Source organism: Pseudonocardia sp. D17 (assembly GCF_036984265.1).
Classification (GTDB): domain Bacteria; phylum Actinomycetota; class Actinomycetes; order Mycobacteriales; family Pseudonocardiaceae; genus Pseudonocardia; species Pseudonocardia benzenivorans.
Genome location: NZ_BPRG01000234.1, coordinates 85,099 through 106,356 on the forward strand (window position 1 = coordinate 85,099; position 21,258 = coordinate 106,356).

16 protein-coding genes are annotated in these 21,258 nt (G+C 75.4%); 1 reads left to right on the forward strand and 15 read right to left on the reverse strand.

All coding sequences use genetic code 11. From position 1 onward, the window contains the following. Window positions 1-10 precede the first annotated feature (10 nt). The 6 genes from PSD17_RS32140 to PSD17_RS32165 all read right to left on the reverse strand — a co-directional run bounded on the left by PSD17_RS32140 (window position 11) and on the right by PSD17_RS32165 (window position 6,932). Window positions 11-3,334 (reverse strand): BTAD domain-containing putative transcriptional regulator, encoded by a 3,324-nt coding sequence (locus tag PSD17_RS32140; RefSeq protein WP_339126058.1) that lies wholly within the window; start codon window positions 3,332-3,334, stop codon window positions 11-13. Window positions 3,335-3,397: 63 nt separating this feature from the next. Beyond that, the gene (locus tag PSD17_RS32145) at window positions 3,398-3,751 is read right to left on the reverse strand and encodes a hypothetical protein (RefSeq protein ID WP_013674157.1); all 354 of its coding nucleotides are present in this window, start codon (window positions 3,749-3,751) and stop codon (window positions 3,398-3,400) included. A gap of 106 nt (window positions 3,752-3,857) precedes the next feature. Then, a complete protein-coding gene (locus PSD17_RS32150; protein WP_339126059.1) occupies window positions 3,858-4,148 on the reverse strand; it encodes an SRPBCC domain-containing protein in 291 nt (96 codons plus the stop codon). Next, a complete protein-coding gene (locus PSD17_RS32155; RefSeq protein WP_339126060.1) occupies window positions 4,141-4,461 on the reverse strand; it encodes an ArsR/SmtB family transcription factor in 321 nt (106 codons plus the stop codon). Before PSD17_RS32155 ends, PSD17_RS32150 begins: the two co-directional genes overlap by 8 nt. A gap of 168 nt (window positions 4,462-4,629) precedes the next feature. Further along, complete coding sequence (locus tag PSD17_RS32160; RefSeq protein WP_013674154.1) at window positions 4,630-6,048, reverse strand: vWA domain-containing protein; 1,419 nt, start codon at window positions 6,046-6,048, stop codon at window positions 4,630-4,632. After that, window positions 6,048-6,932, reverse strand: a complete 885-nt coding sequence (locus PSD17_RS32165; protein ID WP_013674153.1) for an AAA family ATPase — start codon at window positions 6,930-6,932, stop codon at window positions 6,048-6,050. The genes PSD17_RS32160 and PSD17_RS32165 overlap by 1 nt, the downstream gene beginning before the upstream one ends. Before the next feature lie 127 nt (window positions 6,933-7,059). On the opposite strand from PSD17_RS32165, the gene PSD17_RS32170 reads away from it, so the two are divergent. Further along, on the forward strand, window positions 7,060-9,165 hold the full coding sequence (locus tag PSD17_RS32170; RefSeq protein WP_339126061.1) for a RecQ family ATP-dependent DNA helicase: 2,106 nt from the start codon (window positions 7,060-7,062) through the stop codon (window positions 9,163-9,165). Window positions 9,166-9,169: 4 nt separating this feature from the next. Here the strand turns inward: PSD17_RS32170 and PSD17_RS32175 are convergent, their stop codons facing one another. From PSD17_RS32175 to PSD17_RS32215, 9 genes are all read right to left on the reverse strand, one after another. Continuing rightward, window positions 9,170-10,420, reverse strand: a complete 1,251-nt coding sequence (locus PSD17_RS32175; RefSeq protein WP_339126062.1) for a methyltransferase domain-containing protein — start codon at window positions 10,418-10,420, stop codon at window positions 9,170-9,172. A gap of 159 nt (window positions 10,421-10,579) precedes the next feature. Then, entirely contained in the window at window positions 10,580-11,728 is a 1,149-nt protein-coding gene (gene proB, locus PSD17_RS32180) for a glutamate 5-kinase (RefSeq protein ID WP_013674150.1), read from the reverse strand. Further along, window positions 11,725-13,323: a GTPase ObgE gene (gene obgE, locus PSD17_RS32185; protein ID WP_339126171.1), complete on the reverse strand. Its 1,599-nt coding sequence runs from the start codon at window positions 13,321-13,323 to the stop codon at window positions 11,725-11,727. Before obgE ends, proB begins: the two co-directional genes overlap by 4 nt. 82 nt (window positions 13,324-13,405) lie before the next feature. Further along, entirely contained in the window at window positions 13,406-13,663 is a 258-nt protein-coding gene (gene rpmA / locus PSD17_RS32190) for a 50S ribosomal protein L27 (RefSeq protein ID WP_013674148.1), read from the reverse strand. A gap of 12 nt (window positions 13,664-13,675) precedes the next feature. Next, window positions 13,676-13,984 (reverse strand): 50S ribosomal protein L21, encoded by a 309-nt coding sequence (gene rplU, locus PSD17_RS32195; protein WP_013674147.1) that lies wholly within the window; start codon window positions 13,982-13,984, stop codon window positions 13,676-13,678. 141 nt (window positions 13,985-14,125) lie between these two features. Beyond that, complete coding sequence (locus tag PSD17_RS32200; protein WP_339126063.1) at window positions 14,126-17,722, reverse strand: translation initiation factor IF-2 N-terminal domain-containing protein; 3,597 nt, start codon at window positions 17,720-17,722, stop codon at window positions 14,126-14,128. A gap of 179 nt (window positions 17,723-17,901) precedes the next feature. After that, window positions 17,902-18,672, reverse strand: a complete 771-nt coding sequence (locus tag PSD17_RS32205; protein WP_339126064.1) for a TIGR03936 family radical SAM-associated protein — start codon at window positions 18,670-18,672, stop codon at window positions 17,902-17,904. A 27-nt stretch (window positions 18,673-18,699) separates the two neighbouring features. After that, a complete protein-coding gene (locus tag PSD17_RS32210; protein ID WP_013674144.1) occupies window positions 18,700-19,254 on the reverse strand; it encodes a GNAT family N-acetyltransferase in 555 nt (184 codons plus the stop codon). Next, window positions 19,247-21,202, reverse strand: coding sequence for a TIGR03960 family B12-binding radical SAM protein (locus PSD17_RS32215; RefSeq protein ID WP_339126065.1), 1,956 nt, complete (start codon window positions 21,200-21,202; stop codon window positions 19,247-19,249). Before PSD17_RS32215 ends, PSD17_RS32210 begins: the two co-directional genes overlap by 8 nt. Between the last annotated feature and the right edge of the window lie 56 nt (window positions 21,203-21,258).

The following is a 21,258-nucleotide window of genomic DNA, read 5'->3' on the forward strand; positions in this document are numbered from 1 at the left end:
CCGGGACCGGTCAGCGGGCCGCGAGGGCGGCCTCGGCCCGCGCGGCCCAGTGGTGTGCGCCGAGCCCGCGTGCCAGGGCCGCCGCGGCGCGGAAATGCTCGTCGGCGGGCAGCCCGAGCAGCCGCGCGAGCCTGCCGAGACTCTCGTCGACGGGTCCCAGAGTGACGGTGCCGCTGGAGAGCCCGGCGAACGTCCCGGCCCAGGGCTGCAGCGCGTCGTAGCACTCGCCGGCCACCTCGCGGTCGCCGAGCGCGACGGCGGTCTCCGCCCGCATCGCCATCCCGAGCTGCCAGTAGTACGTCCGGCGCTGGGGCACGTCGGGCCGCCATACCTGGCGCGCCCGCCCGAGGTCGCCCGCCAGCACCAGGGCGAGCGCGTACGCCTCGGCGGCCTCGACGGGAGCCCGCTCGTGCACCATCCCCAGCACCGCGACGAGCTGGTCGTCGATCCGGCCGCGGGCGTGCGCGACGGCGAGCCCACCCAGGAGGGCGATCAGCCCGGCGTTGGTCACCCCACCCGCCTCGAGCCGCGCGCCGATCTCGGCGTAGCCGGCCGCGGCCGCGTCGAACTCCCCGGCGACGAGCGCGCGCAGCGCGGAGAAGATGGCCGACCACCCGAGGGTGAAGCCGAGCTGGCCGCCAGGAGCGGCGGCGACGGCGTCGTCGACGTGGCGTTGCGCCGCGTCGAGATCCCGTTCCGACGCCGCGTCCATGAACAGCAGGTGCAGACCCTGTGCGCGGTAGCCGGGCAGGCCCGCGCGGGTGGCCACCTCGACCAGCTCCGTGCCGACGCCCTTCATCTCGTGCCACAGGTCCGGCCCGAAGATCGCGTAGAAGCGCGCGTTGAGGGCGAGGCAGCGCAGTGCGGGGCCGGCGCCGGTGTCGGTGTCGGTGGCCGCACCCTCGGTCAGCGCGAGGGCCTGCGCCGTCAGCTCGCGGACCCGTTCCTCCTGCTCCCCCTCGATCTCGAACACCAGCGACGTCAGCAACCGGACCCGCACCGCGACCCGATCGGCCGGCACCCGCGCGAGCAGCCCGTCGAGCACCTCCACGAGCCGGGTGTCGACGGTGTTGTCCGCCCGCAGGGTCCAGGACACCGGAGCGTCGTAGCAGGTCACGACGCGGACGAGGACGTCGTCGGGGACCGCGGGCGCGGCCAGCGCGAGGTCGAGTGCCTCCGCGCGGCGCCGCACGGCGGGACCCGTCGCACCCGAGTGCGCCAGTGCCGAGACGTGCGCGCACAGGACGTCGAGGCGGGCCTCGCGATCCAGGCCGGCGGCGTCGGCGCGGTCGGCGACGGCCGCCCACAGCTCCGCGGCCTGCCGGTGCGCTCCCGCGGCCGCCGCGGCCCTGGCGGCGTCCGAGGCGAGGACGACCGCACGCGCCGGGTCGACGGCCGCACCCGCGGCGAGCGCGTGGTGGGCCAACGCGCTGCGGTCGCCGGGCCGCACCGTCGAGACGGCGGCGAGCGCGGCCGCGTGGGCGCGGGTCCGGCGCAGCCGGGGCATGTCCTCGTAGAGCGTGTCGCGCACCAGGACGTGGGCGAACCGGACGCGTCCCGCGTCGGGCTCGGTGAGCAGCCCGGACAGCACGCCCAGCTCCAGCGCGTCGAGCGCCTCGTCCTCCCCCGCCGCGCCGACGAGCGCGAGCAGGGTGTCGACGTCGACGTCGCGTCCCAGGATCGCGGCCTGCCGCAGCACCGTCCGGGCCTGCGCGGGCAGCCGCGCGAGCCTGCGCCGCAGGACGTCGCGCACCCCGGCAGGGACGGCCGTCGCGGCGGTTCCCCAGCCCTCGGCCGCGGCGAGCCGCGCGGTCTCCCGCACGAACAGCGGGTTGCCATCGGTGCGGTCGACGACCCGGGCGACCTGCTCGGCGGTCAGAGCCCCGGACCCGTTGCGCCGCAGCAGCTCGGCCACCGAGTCCGGGTCGAGCCCGGCCAGCTCGATCCGGTCGCCGATCGGCCCCGCCAGCGCGGCGAAGGTGGCGGTGAGGTCGTCGCCCGCCTCCGTGGGCCGTAGTGTCGCGACGACGAGAAGGCGCTGTCCCGCAAGGCCTCCCGCCACCGTGCGGAGCAGCTGGAGGGATTCGCCGTCGGCGCGGTGCAGGTCCTCGAGCACGACCAGCACCGGCGCCGTCGCGGTGCGCGAGGCGAGCAGGTCGGCGACCGCCGTCGCGAGCCAGAAGGTGCGGTCCGGGGTGACGGGGCCGGCGTCGAGCAGCGGGGCGAGGCGGTCGGCCAGCTCGGGCGCGGGCGGGTGCGCCGCGGTCAGCGACGTGACGATCTCCCGCCACGGCCAGCCCGGCGGGGCGCCCTCGGCCTCCGGGCAGCGCCCGACGACGGTCACCCAGCCGCCCGCGGCGAGCTCGGCGCGGAAGGCCTCGACGAGCGTCGTCTTCCCCACGCCCGCGTCCGCGGAGACGAGCACGACCTGCGGCCCGGGCGTGCCGGCCCGGGTCGCCGCGGCGCGCAGCCGGTCGAGCTCGGCGGCCCGGCCGAGCAGGGCCGTCCGGTCGACGACGGGCACCGGCGCGGGCGGCGGGGGCGCGGGCCGCATCGGCGCGGGTGCGGGGGCCGACCGCACGACCAGGTGGGGCGCCTGGGCCAGGACGTCGCGTTCCAGGTCCTGCAACGGCGGGCCGGGATCGACGCCCAGCTCGTCGGCCAGCCTCCGCCGGACCCGGGCCAGCACCGCCAGCGCGTCGGCCTGCCGGCCCGCCCGGTAGAGGGCGAGCGCGAGCAGCCGGACCGCCGGTTCGCGCAGCGGGTGGTCGTGCACGTGCCGGTCCAGGTCGGGGACGACGGCGGCGTCCTCACCGGTCGCCAGCCGGGCCTCGGCCAGCCGCTCCACGGCCTGCAGGCGCAGCTCCTCCAGCCGGGCCGCCTCCGGTGCGGCCCACGGCTCGTCGGCGAACTCGCCGTACGCGGGGCCCGCCCAGCACGCGAGCGCCGCCCGCAGCGTCCCCTGCGCCGCCTCGGGGGGCCGGCCCGCGGCGTCGTCGAGCAGGCGGGTGAACCGACGGGCGTCGAGCGCGTCGTCGTCGAGCCGCAGGGCGTAGCCGGGCGCAACGCTGACCAGGACCGTCGCCGGGGCCCGCGGCGGGCGGGCGGGTTCGAGAATCCGCCGCAGGTGCGAGATGTGGACCTGGAGGGCCGCGAGGGCCCGCGGCGGCGGTTCGCCCGACCAGATGTCCTCGACGAGCAGGTCGGCCGAGACGGGCGACCCGGCGGCGACGGCGAGCCGGGCCAGCACGGCCCGCTGCCGGCGGCCGCCCAGATCGGCGGCGCGGTCGTCGACGGCCGCGCGCAGCGGACCGAGGACGGACACCGTGACCACGACGTCACGATACGGATCTCCCGAACACGGACGGCCGCGGCGCCCGCAGGCTCGGCACCCGGATCAGCGGTCGAGCTGCGCGCGCACCTTCCGCGCCGGGGTGAAGACGAACAGGTCGAGCAGGTCCGGCGGATCGGCGACGCCGGGCCCGCCCGCCCGCACCCAGGTCACGACGTCCTCGGTGACGTCGGCGTCGAGCACGTCGCGCAGCCAGACGGGCCGGGCGCCCGCGGCGCGGCCGGCCGTCGACGGCGCGACCACGACCACGTTGGACTGCGCACAGGCGTCGAGGCAGTCGCTGACGCGCACCCGCCCGGCCGTGCCGATCCCGTCGGTGATGCGGGACAGCTGCGCGGCGTGGTCGACGCCGGGGTGCTTGCGGTCGGTCCCGCAGCAGCAGCCGCGGCAGACGGTCACGGTGCACGGCGCGGCAGCGGGGGTGCCGGCGCGGCGACCGGATCGGCGCAGGCTCACCGCGTACCGGCGGCGCGGTCGATCTCCACGCGGCGAGGGTACCCGGCGCTCAGGCATGCGAGTGCGCCCGGGCGGCGACGTGCGCGACCGCCCCGCTCCCCCACTGGTCGACGGCGGCGTCGCGCTCGGCGGCCTCTCCGGTCACGACCATCTCGTCGCCGAACCCGAACCGCATCGCCCCGCCGACCCGCAGGTCGACCTCCACCGTGGACGGGAACCACTGCGCGAGGTGCGCCGGTTCGGTCACGGCGCCCCAGACCTTCTCGACGGGGTGGGGGTAGCGGCGTTCGAGGCGCAGCGCCCAGCGGTCGGCGGCGGGGCCGAACTGATCCTCAGGCATCGGGGTCGTCCTCCATCGTGTCGAGGTGGCGGCCGAGCGTGTCGAGGCGGTCGGCCCACATCCAGCGGTAGGGCGCGAGCCAGTCGTCGATCGCGGCGAGCGGCTCGGGGCGCAGCTCGTACCGGCGGCGTTGCGCCTCGGCGCGGACCGTCACGACACCCGCCTCGCGCAGCACCCGCAGGTGCTTGGAGACGGTCGGCTGGCTGACGCCCAGTGCGTCGACCAGCTCGGTGACGGTCCGCGGGCGGGTGCGCAGCAGGTCGAGGACGCGACGGCGCGTGGGGTCGGCGACGACGGCGAACGGCTCGGACACGCCCCGAACATACCGCTTCCCGCATATACATAAAGCGGCATGTTCACTGGCTGCAGGGTCGACCGAGGCAGGCCTGCAGTGCCGCGAGCGCGAGGAGGCGCCGAGCCCCACCGGCAGCGGGCTGCCGGAGCCGCAGCCGGCGCGGCGCGGCAGCGTCACTCACGGGGGCTAGATCGGGAGGAGGGACTCCACGACGTCGGCGAGCTGGGCGGCGGTGCGGCACTCGTGCATCGGCACGACGTCGGCGTAGCGCAGGGCGGCCGAGTCGCCGGTGCCCCACTGCCGGCGCGGCTCCGGGTTGAGCCAGTGCGCGTGCCGGGCCTGGCCCGCGAGCCGGCGCAGCACCGTCAGGTTGGGGTCGCGGTAGTTGGTCCGGGCGTCGCCGAGGATCAGCAGCGAGCTGCGCGGGGTGAGCGCGTCGGACCAGTACTCGGCGAACGACCCGAACGAGCCGCCGTAGTCGCTGTGCCCGTCGAACGCGACGAGCGACGCCTCCCGCAGCACCCGGTTCATCACGCCCGAGAGCTCCGCACCGGGCTCGAAGAGGTGCGTCACCTCGTCGGCACGTTCGACGAACGCGAACACCCGCACCTTGCTGAACTGCTCGCGCAGTGCCTGGACCAGCAGCAGCGTGAAGTGGCTGAACCCCGCGACCGAGCCGGAGACGTCGCAGAGCACGACGAGGTCGGGCCGCCCCGGACGGCGGGTCCGGTAGGCGGGCCTGATCGGGACCCCGCCGGTGGACATCGACCGGCGCAGCGTCCGGCGCATGTCGAGCTCGCCGCGCTTGGCGTGCTTGCGGCGCACCGCGAGCCGGGCCGCGAGGCGCCGGGCCAGCGGGTGCACCGTGCGCCGCAGCTCGGCGAGCTGCCCCGCGTAGGCCGACAGGAACTCGACCTGCTCCGCCTGCTTGGGGACGGCCGTGCGCGCCACCTGCTCGCGGCCGCGGGTCTCGGCGGTGCGCCGCCGGACCTCGTCGGTGATCATGTCGCGGAACCGGGCGATGCGGTCGCGGATCTCGCGGCGCAGCACCTCGTCGGCGAACGAGCCGGGTTCGACGTCGGGGTCGCGCAGCGCGTCGAGGATGCGCGCGAGCAGCGTCTCCGGCGAGAGCATCCGCAGCGCCTGGTAGGCCGACCAGCTCGGCTGCGCCCCGGGCCGCCCGCCCTGCCCGGAGCTCCCGGTGCGGGCCAGCGCCTCGACGACGGCACGTGCCAGCTCGGCGAGCGCCGCGTCGTCGCCGTCGCGCAGCAGATCGGCGAGCACGTCGCGCAGGGCCTCGACGTCGACGGCGCCGTCCTCGTCGTCGCCGACGCGCGGGACGTCGACCTCGGCGGTGCCGGCGCCGATCGCCGCCGGGAAGTACAGGTCGAAGAGCGTGTCGAAGACCTTGCGCTGCCCGGAGCGGCGCAGCACCGCGGCGGCGAGCCCCTCGCGGAGCTGGTCGCGGTGCAGCAGGTCGACCGCGGTGAGCACCGTCGCGGCGTCGATCGTCTCCCCCGGCCCGACGGCGACCCCGTGGCTGCGCAGCGCCGCGACGAAGTCGACGAGGTGCCCGGGGAGCCCGTGCGGGGCGGCGACGACCATCAGTTCAACCGTAGCTCGGCGGCGGCCTTGACCTGGTCGGACTGGTGCTTGAGGACGACGCCGAGGGTCGCGCGGACGGCGTCGTCGTCGAGGGTGTCCATGCCCAGCGCGAGCAGCGTGCGGCCCCAGTCGATCGTCTCGGCGACCGACGGCGCCTTGCGCAGCTCCAGCCCGCGCAGCACCCGGACGGTGCGGACCAGCGCATCCGTGAGGGCCTCGGTGAGCTCCGGCACCCGGCTCGCGACGATCCGCCGCTCCAGATCGGCATCGGGGAAGTCCAGGTGCAGGAACAGGCAGCGGCGCTTGAGCGCCTCGGACAGCTCACGCGTGGAGTTGGACGTGAGCAGCGCGAACGGCTTGCGGGTCGCGGTGATCGTGCCCATCTCAGGGACCGTCACCTGGTAGTCCGACAGGACCTCCAGCAACAGCCCCTCGACCTCGACGTCGGCCTTGTCGATCTCGTCGACGAGCAGCACCGTCGGGTCGGGGCGGCGGATCGCGGTGAGCAGCGGCCGCGGCAGCAGGAACTCCTCGGAGAACACGTCGTCGCGGGTGCGGTCCCAGTCCTCGTTGCCCTGGCCCGCGGTGATGCGCAGCAGCTGCTTGGCGTGGTTCCACTCGTAGAGCGCGCGCGCCTCGTCGATGCCCTCGTAGCACTGCAGCCGGACGAGCTCCGCCTTGGTCGACTCGGCGACGGCCTTGGCCAGCTCCGTCTTCCCGACGCCGGCCGGGCCCTCGACCAGCAGCGGCTTGCCGAGGCGGTCGGCCAGGAACACGGTGGTGGCGACCGCGGTCGACGCGAGGTACCCGACAGCGGCCAGACGTTCGGTGACGTCGGCGACCGAGCCGAACGCCGGCGACTGGAGAGGGCTCACGTCAGGCATCCTGCCTTCCTGGACCCGGATTCGCCCAGGCCCGTCTCATTGGGTGCCGCGAGTCACAACCCGGGCGCCGTGGTGTCTCACCGGAGACCGGTGTGGAAACGTCGGTGGCGGCGGGCACCATGTCCGTATGGCTCCCCTCACCGCACCCGCCCTGCGCGACCGCGCCGAGGAGCTCCTCGCGGGTCTGGCCGGCCCCGGGGCGCGGCTCCGCGAGGACCAGTGGACGGCGATCCACGCGCTGGTCGCCGAACGCAGGCGCGCGCTCGTCGTGCAGCGCACGGGATGGGGCAAGTCGGCGGTCTACTTCGTGGCGACGGGTCTGCTGCGCGAGCAGGGCGCCGGCCCCACCGTGATCGTCTCCCCCCTGCTGGCCCTGATGCGCAACCAGATCGACGCCGCGGCGCGCGCCGGCATCCACGCGGCGACGGTCAACTCCGCCAACATCGACGACTGGGACGCCACGTACGCCGCGATCGACGCGGGTGAGGTCGACGTGCTGCTCGTCAGCCCCGAGCGGCTCAACAACCCCGACTTCCGCGACCGGGTGCTCCCCCGGCTCACCGCGAGCGCCGGGATGCTCGTCGTCGACGAGGCGCACTGCGTGTCGGACTGGGGGCACGACTTCCGGCCCGACTACCGGCGCCTGCGCAACCTGATCGCCGACCTGCCCGACGGCATCCCCGTGCTGGCCACCACCGCCACGGCGAACGACCGCGTCGTCGTCGACGTCACCGAACAGCTCGGGCTGTCCTCGGGCGAGCCCCTGGTGCTGCGCGGCACGCTCGACCGCGACAGCCTGCGCCTGTCGGTGGTGCAGCTGGCCACGCCCGCGCAGCGGATGGGTTGGCTCGCCTCCCGGCTCGACGAGCTGCCGGGCGCAGGCATCGTCTACACGCTGACGATCCAGGCGGCCGAGGAGGTCGCCGAGTTCCTGCGCGAGCGCGCGTACGCCGTCGCCTCCTACACCGGCAAGACCGACCCCGAGGCCCGGCTCGCCGCCGAGGCCGACCTCCTCGGCAACCGCGTCAAGGCGCTGGTGGCGACGTCCGCGCTCGGCATGGGGTTCGACAAGCCCGACCTGGGGTTCGTCGTCCACCTCGGCGCCCCGGCGTCGCCGGTGGCCTACTACCAGCAGATCGGCCGCGCCGGCCGCGCGCTCGACCACGCCGAGGTCGTCCTGCTGCCGGGCCGCGAGGACCGCGACATCTGGAACTACTTCGCCTCCCTCGCCTTCCCGCCCGAGCCGCTGGTCCGCCAGACCCTCGACGTGCTGTCCGGCTCACCGCTGTCGACGGCGTCGATCGAGACCCGCGTCGACCTCTCGCGTACCCGGCTGGAGATGCTGCTCAAGGTCCTCGACAGCGACGGCGCGGCCAAGCGGGTCAAGGGCGGCTGGGTCGCCACCGGTGAGCCCTGGTTCTACGACGCCGAGCGCCACCAGCGGATCGCCGCCGCCCGCAAGGTCGAGCAGCAGGCGATGCTCGACTACATCGCCACCGACCGCTGCCGCCTCGCGTTCCTGCGCGCGCAGCTCGACGACCCGGGCGCCGCGACCGATCCACCGTGCGGGCGCTGCGACGTCTGCACCGGGCAGGTGTTCTCGCCCGAGGTCGACGCCGCGGCCGCGGCCGCCGCCGCCGAGCGGATCGCCCGGCCCGGGGTGCCGCTCGCGCCGCGCAAGCAGTGGCCCAGCGGGATGAAGGAGATCGGCGTCGCGCTGTCCGGCCGGATCGCCGCGGGCGAGGTCGCCGACGAGGGACGGGTCATCGGACGGCTCTCCGACATCGGGTGGGGCACCCGGCTGCGGGAGCTGCTCGCCGACGAGGACCGGCCCGTCCCCGCCGACGTGCTCGACGCCGTCGTCGCCGTGCTCAAGGGGTGGGACTGGGCGCAGCGGCCGGTCGGGGTCGTCGGCATCGGGTCGCGCACGCGGCCGCACCAGCTCGCGCAGCTGGCCCGGCGGATCGCCGAGATCGGCCGGTTGCCGCTGCTGGGGACGCTCGCGCCGCGCGGGGAGCGGCCGCCCGCCCGGGACAACTCCGCGCAGCGGCTGGCCGCGGTCTCCGACGCGTTCGACACGGCGTCGCTGCCGTCGCTCGACGGGCTCGACGGCCCGGTCCTGCTGGTCGACGACCTCGTCGACAGCGGCTGGACGATGACGGTCGCCGCCCGGGCGGTACGCCTGGCGGGCGCCCCCTCGGTCCTGCCGTTCGCGCTGGCGCAGGCGGGCTGACCGCTCAGGCCACCGGACCGAGGTACTCGACGAGCAACGTCGCCGACCCGAGCTCCACGAGGCAGTCGCCCGCGGCCGGGGTGGCCGCGCAGCCCTGTGGGAACGCCGTGAGCTGCAGGTCCGCGGCGTGCGGGCGGCCGGCGGCCACCCAGGCGTCGACGAGAGCGCCCAGCCTGGCGACGGCGTCGCACCCCGGGTCGCCGTGGCAGCGCATCCGCGCAGGCCCACCGGCGTCGTCCTGCACGAGCGCGACGAACCCGCCCGTGCCGGGCAGCGCGATCGTCGCGCGCGCACCCGCGACCGCGACCAGGCCCGCGGCGGCGGGCGACTCCGCCGCGGTGCCGCGGGCGACTAGGCGCAGCGTCCTCGGCTCGCCGAGCGCGAGCCAGAGCCCCAGGCCGTCCCAGACGTCGGCCGCGGAGAGCCGCACGCCCAGCGGCTCCTCGGTCCCGGGCCGGTCCACGGCCGCGCGCAGCGCGTCGGGGTCGGGTACCGGGGTGCCGGGGTCGGCGGGTTCGGCCGACCAGCCGTCGGTCCCGAGTGCGGCGACCGGCTCGGCGCCCGCACCCGCCCCCCGCAGCCGGATGAACGCGCACGACCGCACCGAGGTGCTGCGCAACAGGCCGTCCGCGCCGAGGTCGAACGCCACCGACAGCTGGCTGCCCCTGACCCGCAGCGGCAGCAGCAGCCTGCCGTCCGGCGCGAGCTGGGCGATCCATTCGGGCCGCAGGTCGGCGCTGCCGACCGTGAGCACGACCCGGTCGTACGGGGCACCCGGCGGATGGCCGAGCGCGCCGTCGCCGGTGACCAGCACGACGTCGGGATACCCGGCCGCGACCAGGTGCCCGGCGGCGGCGACGACGATGTCCTCGTCGATGTCGACCGTCGTGACCGCGCCTGAGGCCCCGACGAGCCGGGCGATCAGCGCCGCGTTGTACCCGGTGCCGGCGCCGATCTCCAGCACCCGCTGGCCGGGGTGCAGGTCGAGCTGCTCGAGCATGATCGCGACCATCGACGGCTGCGACGCCGAGCTCAGTGCCACCCCGGCGACGACCTTGGTCACGACCGCGCTGTCCGCGTAGGCGGTCTCGACGGTGGCGTCCGGCAGGAACAGGTGCCGCGGGACCGCGCTCATCGCCCACGCGACGGTGTCGGACCGCACGCGTCCGTCGCGACGCAGCGCGTCGACCATCCGCGCTCGTGCCTCCTGCGCCGGGTCCGTCCGCGGCGGTGCCGCGGGCTGCGCGGGGTCCATCCGCGGGAGTGTGCCATCCCGCCGGGCGGCGAGCACCCCGGACGATCACCCGCACCACCCGGGCGCAACCTGGGCGCTGCGTGACGCCGCTCCGACGACACCCTGGTTGCGCGCGACCCTGCCGTCGCGCCCGCCCGCCGTGCCGTGGCGGGGCGCAGGTCAGGGGGCGGGGTCGGAGAGCGGGACGAGGTCGTCGGCGTGCACGACCTCGCGGCGCTGCTCGGGCGGCAGCTCCGACGTGCGCCGGCCGATGATCGCGGGCAGCTCGCCGGCGTCGTACCCGACGACGCCGCGCGCGACGACCGTCCCGCCCGGGCCGACGAGGTCGACGACGTCGCCGGAGACGAAGTCGCCGGAGATGCCGTGGATGCCCGCGGCGAGCAGCGAGCGCCGCCGTCCGATGACCGCGGCCACGGCGCCGGCGTCGAGGTCGAGACGGCCCTGCACGTCGGCGGCGTGCCGCAGCCAGAACCGGCGTGCCGACATCCGCCGCCCCGAGGGCCGGAACGCGGTGCCGACCTTGGGCCCGTCGGGCGCGACGTCGAGCGCAGCGCCGACCTCGTCGGCCGACGTCAGCAGCACCGGCACGCCCGCGGCCGACGCCATCGCCGCGGCGGTGATCTTCGTGGCCATCCCGCCGCGGCCGAGGGTGCCCTGGCCGGGCTTCGCGATCTCCACGGCCTGCAGGTCGGCGGGGTGCTCCACCTCGGCGACGAGCGACGACCCCGGCCGGCGGGGGTCGCCGTCGTAGAGGCCGTCGACGTCGGAGAGCAGGACGAGCCCGTCCGCGCCGACGATGTGCGCCACCAGCGCGGCGAGCCGGTCGTTGTCGCCCACGCGGATCTCGTCGGTGGCGACGGTGTCGTTCTCGTTGACGACCGGCAGCACGTCGAGGCCCAGCAGCCGTTCGAGGGTGCGCTGGGCGTTGCGGTAGTGCGAGCGCCGGATCATGTCGTCGGCGGTGAGCAGGACCTGCCCGATGTCGAGGTCGAACCGCGCGAACGACGCGGAGTACGCGTGGGCGAGCAGCAGCTGCCCGACGGCCGCCGCCGCCTGCTGGGTGGCCAGGTCGCGGGGGCGGCGGGTCAGCCGCAGCGGCGCCAGCCCGGCCGCGATCGCACCCGAGGACACGAGCACGACCTGCGACCCCGCGGCCCGCCGGGCCGCAAGGGCGTCGACGAGCCGGTCGAGACGCCCGGGGTCGATGCCGCCGTCGAGGCTGGTCAGCGACGACGACCCGACCTTCACGACGAGCCGGCGCGCCGCCGCGAGCTGGGCCCGGGGCCCGGGGACGCTGCGGGGTGTCATCGCCTGCCGGTCCCGGGCGTGTCGTCGAGCTCCTCCTCGGCGGGGTACCGGGAGTCCTCGTCCCACACGTCGCCGTCGGCGTCGTCGAGCCCCGGTTCGTCGCCCACCCCGCCGCCGGTCTCGTCGCCGTCGTCCGCGGCGAGCTCCTCGGCCAGCTCCTCGTCGGTGCGGTGCCGGCGGCGGTCGGCCCGGGCGGCCTTGCGCGCGGCCGCGCTGACCCGGCTGTTCTGCTCCAACCGCCGGTCGGTGCCACGGCCGGACATCATCGTCGCGACGCCGGCGGGGGTGCTGGGCTCCCAGTCGAAGGTGACGTCGCCGATCGTCACCGGGCACCCGGGAACGGCACCGGCGGCGGCCAGCGCCTCCTCGACGCCCAGTCGGGCGAGCCGGTCGGCCAGGTAGCCGACGGCCTCGTCGTTGGCGAAGTTCGTCTGCCGGATCCAGCGTTCGGGCCGCGGCCCGCGCACGACGAACCCGCCCTCGAGCTCCGGGTCGTCCTCGACGGTGAAGCCGGTGTCGTCGACGGCCTGCGGGCGCAGCACGACGCGCGTCGGCTCCGCCACCGGCAGCGCCGCCCGGTACGCGTCGACCTGCTCGGCCATCGCGAAGGTCAGCTCGCGCAGCCCGGCGCGGCTCGCGGTGGAGATCGGGAAGATCGGCCAGCCGAACTCGGCACGCAGGTCCTCGGTGACGATGTCGACGAGGTCGGCCGCGTCCGGGACGTCGATCTTGTTGAGCGCGACGATCCGCGGCCGGGACGCGAGGTCGCCGCCGAGCGCCGGGGTGTAGCGCGCGAGCTCCTGCTCCAGCGCCCGGACGTCGGCGACGGGGTCACGGCCGGGCTCGAACGTCGCGCAGTCGACGACGTGCACCAGCACCGAGCAGCGCTCGATGTGGCGCAGGAAGTCGAGCCCCAGGCCGCGACCCTCGGACGCGCCGGGGATGAGGCCCGGGACGTCGGCGACGGTGAACACCGACTCCCCCGCGCTGACGACGCCCAGCTGCGGGACGAGCGTGGTGAACGGATAGTCTGCGATCTTGGGACGGGCCTGTGACAGGGCCGCGACCAGCGACGACTTGCCCGCCGACGGGAACCCGACCAGCCCGACGTCGGCCATCGAGCGCAGCTCGAGCACGAGGTCGCGGGCCTCGCCCTCCTCTCCCAGCAGGGCGAACCCCGGGGCCTTGCGCGCGGCCGAGGCCAGCGCCGCGTTGCCCAGCCCGCCGCGGCCGCCCTGCGCCGCGACGAAGCGGGTGCCCGCGCCGACGAGATCGGCGATGATCTCGCCCTGCTCGTCGAAGACGACCGTGCCGTCGGGGACGGCGAGCTCCAGGTCCTCGGCGTTCGCGCCGGCCCGGAAGCTGCCCTGCCCCTCCTTGCCGTTGCGCGCCTTGGCGTGCGGCCGGTGGTGGAAGTCGAGCAGCGTGTGCACGCCGGGGTCGACGACGAGCACGATCGATCCGCCGCGACCCCCGTTGCCTCCGTCGGGACCGCCGAGCGGTTTGAACTTCTCCCGGTGGACCGACGCGCAGCCGTTGCCACCCGCTCCCGCGATGGCGTGCAGCACGACCCGGTCGACGAACCGAGACATCAGGCTTCTCCTATACACACGAGAACGGCGGGCCACCCGTCAGGGGCGGCCCGCCGTTCTCGAAACGCTTGGGGTGGTGCAGGCCTCAGACCTGGACCGGAACCACGTTGACGGTCTTGCGACCACGCTTGGTGCCGAACTCCACCGCGCCCTCGACGAGCGCGAACAGCGTGTCGTCGCCGCCACGGCCGACCCCGACGCCGGGGTGGAACTTGGTGCCGCGCTGACGGACGAGGATCTCGCCCGCGTTGACGACCTGACCGCCGAACCGCTTCACGCCGAGCCGCTGGGCGTTCGAGTCACGCCCGTTGCGCGAGCTGGACGCACCCTTCTTGTGAGCCATGCCCAGGTCTCCTTACTTGCTGATCGCGGTGACCTGGACCCTGGTCAGCGGCTGACGGTGGCCCTGACGCTTGTGGTACCCGGTCTTGTTCTTGAACTTGTGGATGCGGATCTTCGGGCCCTTGGTGTGCTCGACGACCGTGGCGGTCACCGAGGCCTTGGCCAGCGCGTCCGCATCGGTGGTGAGCTGGTCGCCGTCGACGAGCAGCACGGCGGGCAGGCTGATCTCGGCACCGGGATCACCGTCGATCTTCTCGACGGTCACCACGTCGTCCACGGCCACCTTGTACTGCTTGCCGCCGGTCTTGACGATCGCGTACATCGTTGACGCACGACTCCTGAATATCGGGGGACACGAGGCGCGCACTCGACGCGCCGCCACATCCCGTCGACTGGCGCGGGCGCGGCTCCGATGTCCCAGGGTACGGAACGGATTTCTCCAGGGTCAAACCGGGTCCCCGGTCTACTCCTCGGCACCGGCGGGCGGGCCCGCCGGACGTGACGCGGTACGCCGCTGCCTGCGCGGACGTGCCTCCGTGACGGGTTCGGGCTGGGGCGGGACGGTCGCCGCGGCGACCGCGGGAACCGCCTCCGGCGCCGCCGTCTCGGCCGCCGGGACGGGCGCGGTGATGACCGCGGCCGTGGCCCCGCTGGGCGAGCCCGCGGTGCGGGTGACGCGGCCCCGGCGCCGCCGGGGACGACCCGCGTCACCGTCGTCGCCGATCGCGTCCTCGGGCCCGCTCCCCTCGGGAACGCTCCCGTCGGGCACGCCAGGATCGGGGACGCCGGCCGTGGGCACGCTGCCGTTGAGCGGGCCGCCGTTGAGCGGACCACCCGGGACCGCCGCCGCGGCGGCCTCGTGCGCCTCGTGGCCGTTGCGTGCCGAGGTGTCGGCGACCGCGGCAGCCGGGACACCGTTGCGCACGGGTTCGGGGGTGCCGTTGCGCTCGCCGCTCCCGGAGACCGTGGCAGGGGTGTCGTCGGTCGTGGCCGGGGCCGACTCCGAGACCGCCGCCTCGGCGGCGCCCGCACCGGCGAGCGCGGGGTCCACGGACGGGGCGTCGGACCGGGGCTCCGGCGGCGCGGCGGCGCGCCGGGCGCGGGTCCGTCGCGTCCGGGTCCGGCCCGGGGACGCCTCGGCTTCGGCGGACGCAGCGGGCTCCGCCGCAGCGCCAGGCTCGGCAGCGCCAGGCTCGGCCGCGGCGGACTCGACAGCGGCGGACTCGGCCGCGGCGGACTCGGCAGCGGCAGGCTCGGCAGCGGCAGGCTCGGCAGCGGCAGGCTCGGCGCCCGGATCCGCGGACGCTGCGGGAGCGGCCGGGACCGGTGCGCCGTCGGGGTCGTCGGACCCGGCGAGCCGCAGCACGGGCGGCTCGGCCTTCTCCTTCTCCTTGCCCGGCTGGTCGGCCGCCATCTGCGCGGCGACGACCGCGATCCCGGCGTCGGGCGGCAGCTGCGGCTTGTCGTCGTGCTCGGTGTGGCGGCCGTTGTCGTCGCGGCGGTTGCGGTTGCGGCCGCGCTTGCCGTCGCGCTCGTGCTGGCGGTCGCCACCCTGCTTGTGCTCGCCCTTGGCCTCGACGCCCTCGGTCGAGACGATGACGCCGCGCCCGCGGCAGTGCTCGCACTGCGTCGAGAAGTGCTCCAGCAGGCCGCCGCCGACACGCTTGCGCGTCATCTGCACCAGGCCCAGCGAGGTCACCTCGGCGACCTGGTGGCGGGTGCGGTCGCGGGCCAGGCACTCGGTGAGCCGGCGCAGCACGAGATCGCGGTTGGCCTCGAGCACCATGTCGATGAAGTCGATGACGATGATGCCGCCGATGTCGCGCAGCCGCAGCTGGCGGACGATCTCCTCGGCCGCCTCCAGGTTGTTGCGGGTGACGGTCTCCTCGAGGTTGCCGCCGGACCCGGTGAACTTCCCGGTGTTCACGTCGATGACGGTCATCGCCTCGGTGCGGTCGATGACCAGCGTGCCGCCCGAGGGCAGCCAGACCTTGCGGTCGAGCGCCTTGAGCAGCTGCTCGTCGATGCGGTACTCGGTGAAGACGTCGGTCGGTCCGACGTGGCGGTGCAGCCGGTCGGACAGCTCCGGCGCGACGTGGCCGATGTAGTTGGAGACGGTGTCCCAGGCGTCGTCACCGGAGACGACGAGCCGGGAGAAGTCCTCGTTGAACTGGTCGCGCACGACCTTGACGAGCAGGTCGGGCTCCTCGTAGAGCAGCGCGGGCGCCTTGACCTTGTTCGGGCCCGTGGCGTCGGCCTTGCTCCGCACGACCTCCCACTGCGCCTGCAGCCGCCGCACGTCGCGCTCGAGCGCCTCCTGCGTGACACCCTCGGACGCCGTCCGGATGATCACACCCGCCTCGGCCGGGACGATCTCCTTGAGCATGTCCTTGAGCCGCTTGCGCTCGGTGTCGGGCAGCTTGCGGCTGATCCCCGCCGTCCCGCCGGAGGGCACGTAGACCAGGAACCGGCCGGCGAGGCTGATCTGCGTCGTCAGCCGGGCGCCCTTGTGCCCGATCGGGTCCTTCGTGACCTGGACGAGCACGCTGTCGCCGGTCGAGAGGGCCTGCTCGATGCGGCGGGCCTTGCCGTTGAGGCCCGCGGCGTCCCAGTCGACCTCGCCGGCGTAGAGCACCGCGTTGCGGCCACGACCGATGTCGACGAACGCCGCCTCCATGCTGGGCAGCACGTTCTGCACGCGGCCGAGGTGGATGTTGCCGACCATGGACGACGCCGCGGAGCCCGAACTCGCCGGGCCGTCCGCGACGAAGTGCTCGACGAGCACGCCGTCCTCGAGGACCGCGATCTCGACGCGGTCGCCGTGCTCGCGCACGACCATCGAGCGGTCGACGGCCTCGCGGCGGGCGAGGAACTCCGCCTCGGTGAGGATCGGGACCCGGCGACGACCGGCGTCCCGCCCGTCGCGGCGGCGCTGGCGCTTGGCCTCGAGCCGGGTGGAGCCGCGGACGCTCTGGACGCCGTCGGAGGCGTCGTCGTCGCCGCTGCGCTCGCGGGGCGTACGGACCCGGGTGACGGTGCCGGGCGGGTCCTCGGAGGAGTCCGTGTCGTCGGAGCCACCGCGGCGGCGGCGCCTGCGGCGACGGCGCCGCGACGAGCCGGACTCGTCGGACTCGGAGTCGTCGCCGTCGTCGGAGCCCTCGGCGTCGTCGTCGGTCGCCGCGTCCTCGTCGGCGCCGGCGGCCCGGCCGGAGTCCGCGCCGTCGTCGGACGCGGAGTCGGACGTGGAGTCGCCCTCGGTGTCGTCCTGGTCGTCGGCGTCGTCCGCGCCGTCGGCGCCTCGGCCTCGGCCGCGGCCACGACGGCCGCGCCGGCGGCGACGACGGGCACCGGCCTCGTCGGAGTCGTCACCGGCGTCGTCGTCCGCGACCGCCGCGTCGTCGGCGGTGGTGTCGGTTTCGGCCTCGTCGATGTCGGCCCGGACATCGGCACCGCCGTCGGCACCGCCATCGGCACCGCCGTCGGCACCGGCGTCGGGGCCGGTGGCCGGGGCCTTGTCGACGACCTTGAACGGGTCGGCCGCCTCGGGGGCGGCCGCCGCGGCCCGGGTCCGCCGGCTGGGCCGGCGCTCGGGCGCGGGAGGCTGGAAGACGGGCGCGGCGAACAGCGGGGCACGCCCGGCGTCAGCGGCCGTCCCGGTCCCGGTCTCGGCGCCGTCGCCGTCGGTGTCCGCCGGGGCCTCGGCGACGGCCGGCTCACCGGAGACCGCCGGGGACCCGGCGACCCCGGGAGCGTCGGCCGAGGCGGGCGCGGGGACCGCCTCCGGAGTCGCGGCGTCGGTGTAGGCCTCGTCGGCGACGGCCGTCTCGTCGGCGACGTCGGGGTCGGGGAGCAGGGCGGTGACGACCCGCTCGGCGAGCGCCCGGTCGACGCTCGACTGCGCGCTGCGGATCTCCACGCCCAGGTCGGCCAGGGTGGCCAGGACCTCCTTGCTGGTGCGCCCGATCAGCTTGGCGAGCGCGTGCACGCGCAGCTTCTCGGGCAGATCGGCCAGCGCGGACGGCCCGCCGGTGGTCCCGGCGGGCGCATCGGTGTTCGACATTCAGCTCCTTCGCCCCCGGGCGCCTCCTGGTGAAGGGGGCGGCCGCGCAGGGGCCTTACGTCACTCGTTCTCTCCCCGCGCGGTGCGCAGGAAGCAATCCTCAGCTGCGGTGCATCTCGACGGCGGCCGGGCGCCGGCGGGGGCGCCGGCGTCGCGCCGAGCCGCTCGGTTCCGGGCGGTCACCCGGCAGAGCCGAGCGGATCGGCGAGGTGTCCCGAGTCGTCGAGCAGTCCCTGCGCCAACCGGGTCGCCCTCGCGGGGACCGGCGGCGTGAGGCCTGCGACAACGTCGAGTGCACCCAACACATCGTCGGGTCGGACGGCGGGTGTCGTCTGCCGCACGACCGCGGTCAGTATCGCACAGCCCGCAACCGCTGCGGGGCCCGTCACGGCCACCGGGCCGTTGCTCGCGGTCGTGGTCGTCGCGCTCACCAGGGCTTTTCTGACATCGATCTGTTTGCGACCCGACGGTGTGACGCGCTCGACCACGACGGACTCCTCGGCGAGCAGGGCGTCGACCGCGGCCCGCACGTCCGCCTCCGGCAGCCCGGGCAGCTCGATGGCCCAGCGGACACCGTCGATCCGGTCGGCCAGCGCGGGCGGCTCGGCGACTGCGGCCGCCAGCACGTCCAGGCCCGACGGCAGCGCCGCGTCCAGCGCGTCGACCAGCTCGACGGGGTCGACCGGCCGGGTCAGCCCGATCTCGACGTACTCGGCCTCGCTGGCCGCACCGGTGGGCGCGGCGCCGATCCAGGACAGCCGCGGGTGCGGGCTGAACCCGTGCGAGTGCGCGACCGGCACCCCTGCCCGCCGCACCGCGCGCTCAAACGCGCGCGCGATGTCGCGGTGCGACAGGAACCGGAGGCGGCCCCGCTTGGCGAAGCGCACGCGGATCCGCTGCACCGTCGGAGGTGCCGGGTTCGCCGCCTCACCGGGCCGCACGCGCGCCATGGGAAAAGGGTACGGACCACCGCCGGGTCAGCCGGGATCCGGGGCCGCGTGCGGGTCCAGGACCAGCAGCGTGTCACCGGCCGGGGTGAAACCGGCCCGGCGGTAGAACGCCGCGCTGCCCGCCGTCGGGGCGAGCATCAGCCGCCGGTAGCGCCGCTCCCCGGCATGCTCGACGACCGCCTGCAGCAACGCCCGGGGAACGCCGCGGTCGGCGAAGTTGGCCAGGACGAACGCGTTGCCCACATGGCCGACGCGGCCGCCGCGCGAGCCGGGCCGCGGCATCGCGACGATCTCGACGACGTTGATGGAACCGATCGCCGTCCAGCCCGCGCGGTCGGACCCCACCTCGGCCAGCCAGAACGTGCGCCGCGGCTGCTCGGTGCGCCACCACTGGGCGAAGGCAGCCTCGAAGCCGGGGTCGGCGACGGGTGCGCCTGCCCGTTCCTCCAGCCAGGCGCGGCGCAGCCCGGCGAGTGCCTCGACGTCGCGCTCGTCGGCGACGCGGACGACGAACTCCGGGCGTGCCGCCGACCCCGGTCCCTGGGAGCCGGGCACGGGGACGCCGGACGCGGGCTCAGGCACTCCCGAACCGGTTCCCGCCGACGGGGTCGGCGACCGTCAGCGGCAGCAGCTGCGTCCCGCTCGGGCCGACCTGGATGTCCTGGCCCGTCGACGGGCAGACACCGCAGTCGAAGCACGGCGTCCAGCGGCAGTCGTCCTGCTCGCCGCCGGCGAGCGCCTCCTGCCAGTCGTCCCACAGCCAGTCCCGGTCGAGCCCGGAGTCGAGGTGGTCCCACGGGAGGATCTCGTCGCGTCCGCGCTCACGGGTGGTGAACCAGTCGAGCGACACCCCGAGCGGGCCGAGCTCGGCCTCCGCCGCGGCGGTCCAGCGCTCGAAGGAGAAGTGCTCGCTCCAGCCGTCGAACCGGCCGCCCTCGCGCCACACCCGCTCGATGACCCGGCCGACCCGGCGGTCGCCGCGGGCGAGCAGCCCTTCGATCAGCGACGGCTTGCCGTCGTGGTAGCGCATGCCGACGTTGCGGCCCAGCCGCCGGTCGGCGTTCACGGCCTCGCGGAGCTTGCGCAGCCGCTCGTCGACGACGTCCGGGTGGGCCTGCGCCGCCCACTGGAACGGCGTGTGCGGCTTGGGGACGAACCCTCCGATGGAGATGGTGCAGCGCACGTCGTTGCGCCCGGAGGCCTCCCGCCCCGCCCTGATGACGCGGTGCGCCATCCCGGCGATCTCCAGGACGTCGGCGTCCTCCTCGGTGGGCAGCCCGCACATGAAGTAGAGCTTCACCTGGCGCCAGCCCTGCGCGAAGGCCTCCGAGACGGTCCGGATGAGGTCGTCCTCGGACACCATCTTGTTGATGACGCGCCGGATCCGCTCCGACCCGCCCTCGGGGGCGAACGTCAGCCCGGACCGGCGGCCGTTGCGCGAGATCTCGTTGGCCAGGTCGATGTTGAACGCGTCGACCCGGGTGGACGGCAGCGACAGCGACGTGTTGGCGCCCTCGTAGCGGTCGGCCAGCCCCTTGGTGATCTCGGCGATCTCGGAGTGGTCGGCACTCGACAGCGACAGCAGCCCGACCTCGTCGAACCCGCTGGCGCGGACGGCGGCGTCGACCATCTCGCCGATGCCCTGCAGCGACCGTTCGCGGACCGGGCGGGTGATCATCCCGGCCTGGCAGAACCGGCAGCCGCGGGTGCAGCCCCGGAAGATCTCGACGCTCGCGCGCTCGTGCACCGTCTCGGCCAGCGGCACCAGCGGCGCCCTGGGGTAGGGCCAGTCGTCGAGGTCGCGGGTGGTGCGCTTCTGGACGCTGCGCGGGGCGCGCTCGACGGGCGTCACCGCGGCGATGGCACCGTCGTCGCCGTAGGAGACGGTGTAGCGGGACGGGACGTAGCAGCCGTCGGTCGCGGCGAGCCGGTCGAGCAGGCCTTCCCGCCCGCCCGGACGGCCGTCGGCCTTCCAGTCGCGGACGACGCCGGTGATGTCGCCGACGACCTCCTCGCCGTCCCCGAGCGCGGCCGCGTCGATGAAGTCGGCGATCGGCTCGGGGTTGAACGCGGCGTGCCCGCCCATCAGGACGATCGGGTGGGTCTCGTCGCGGTCGGCCGCGTGCAAGGGGATCCCGGCGAGGTCGAGCGTCGTCAGCATGTTGGTGTAGCCCAGCTCGGTGGCGAAGCTGACGCCGAGGACGTCGAAGTCGCCGACCGGGCGGTGCCCGTCGACGGTGAACGCCGGGACGCCCCGTTCACGCATCAGCGCCTCGAGGTCGGGCCAGACGGCGTAGCAGCGCTCGGCGAGGGCGTCGGGCCGCTCGTTGAGCACCTCGTAGAGGATCATGACGCCCTGGTTGGGCAGTCCGACCTCGTACGCGTCGGGATACATCAGCGCCCAGCGGACCGGCGTCGCGTCCCACTCGTCCTCGTCGGCCACCTGGGCGTTGAGCTCGCCGCCGACGTACTGCACCGGCTTGGAGACACGGGGCAACAACGGTTCGAGGTCGGGGAACACGGAGGTCACGCAGCGTCAGGGTAGTCGCGTCGTCGCGCGGGTGGCCGTGGCGCCCCCGGAGCCCG

Bases quoted from the DNA above. Each gene is read 5' to 3' on its own strand.
- PSD17_RS32165 (WP_013674153.1), bottom strand. From the start codon at position 6,932: ATGCCTGACGTGAGCCCTCTCCAGTCGCCGGCGTTCGGCTCGGTCGCC.
- PSD17_RS32205 (WP_339126064.1), bottom strand. From the start codon at position 18,672: ATGGCGCGCGTGCGGCCCGGTGAGGCGGCGAACCCGGCACCTCCGACG.
- PSD17_RS32170 (WP_339126061.1), top strand. From the start codon at position 7,060: ATGGCTCCCCTCACCGCACCCGCCCTGCGCGACCGCGCCGAGGAGCTC.
- PSD17_RS32200 (WP_339126063.1), bottom strand. From the start codon at position 17,722: ATGTCGAACACCGATGCGCCCGCCGGGACCACCGGCGGGCCGTCCGCG.
- PSD17_RS32175 (WP_339126062.1), bottom strand. From the start codon at position 10,420: ATGGACCCCGCGCAGCCCGCGGCACCGCCGCGGACGGACCCGGCGCAG.
- rplU (WP_013674147.1), bottom strand. From the start codon at position 13,984: ATGTACGCGATCGTCAAGACCGGCGGCAAGCAGTACAAGGTGGCCGTG.
- PSD17_RS32150 (WP_339126059.1), bottom strand. From the start codon at position 4,148: ATGCCTGAGGATCAGTTCGGCCCCGCCGCCGACCGCTGGGCGCTGCGC.
- PSD17_RS32160 (WP_013674154.1), bottom strand. From the start codon at position 6,048: ATGGTCGTCGCCGCCCCGCACGGGCTCCCCGGGCACCTCGTCGACTTC.
- rpmA (WP_013674148.1), bottom strand. From the start codon at position 13,663: ATGGCTCACAAGAAGGGTGCGTCCAGCTCGCGCAACGGGCGTGACTCG.
- proB (WP_013674150.1), bottom strand. From the start codon at position 11,728: ATGACACCCCGCAGCGTCCCCGGGCCCCGGGCCCAGCTCGCGGCGGCG.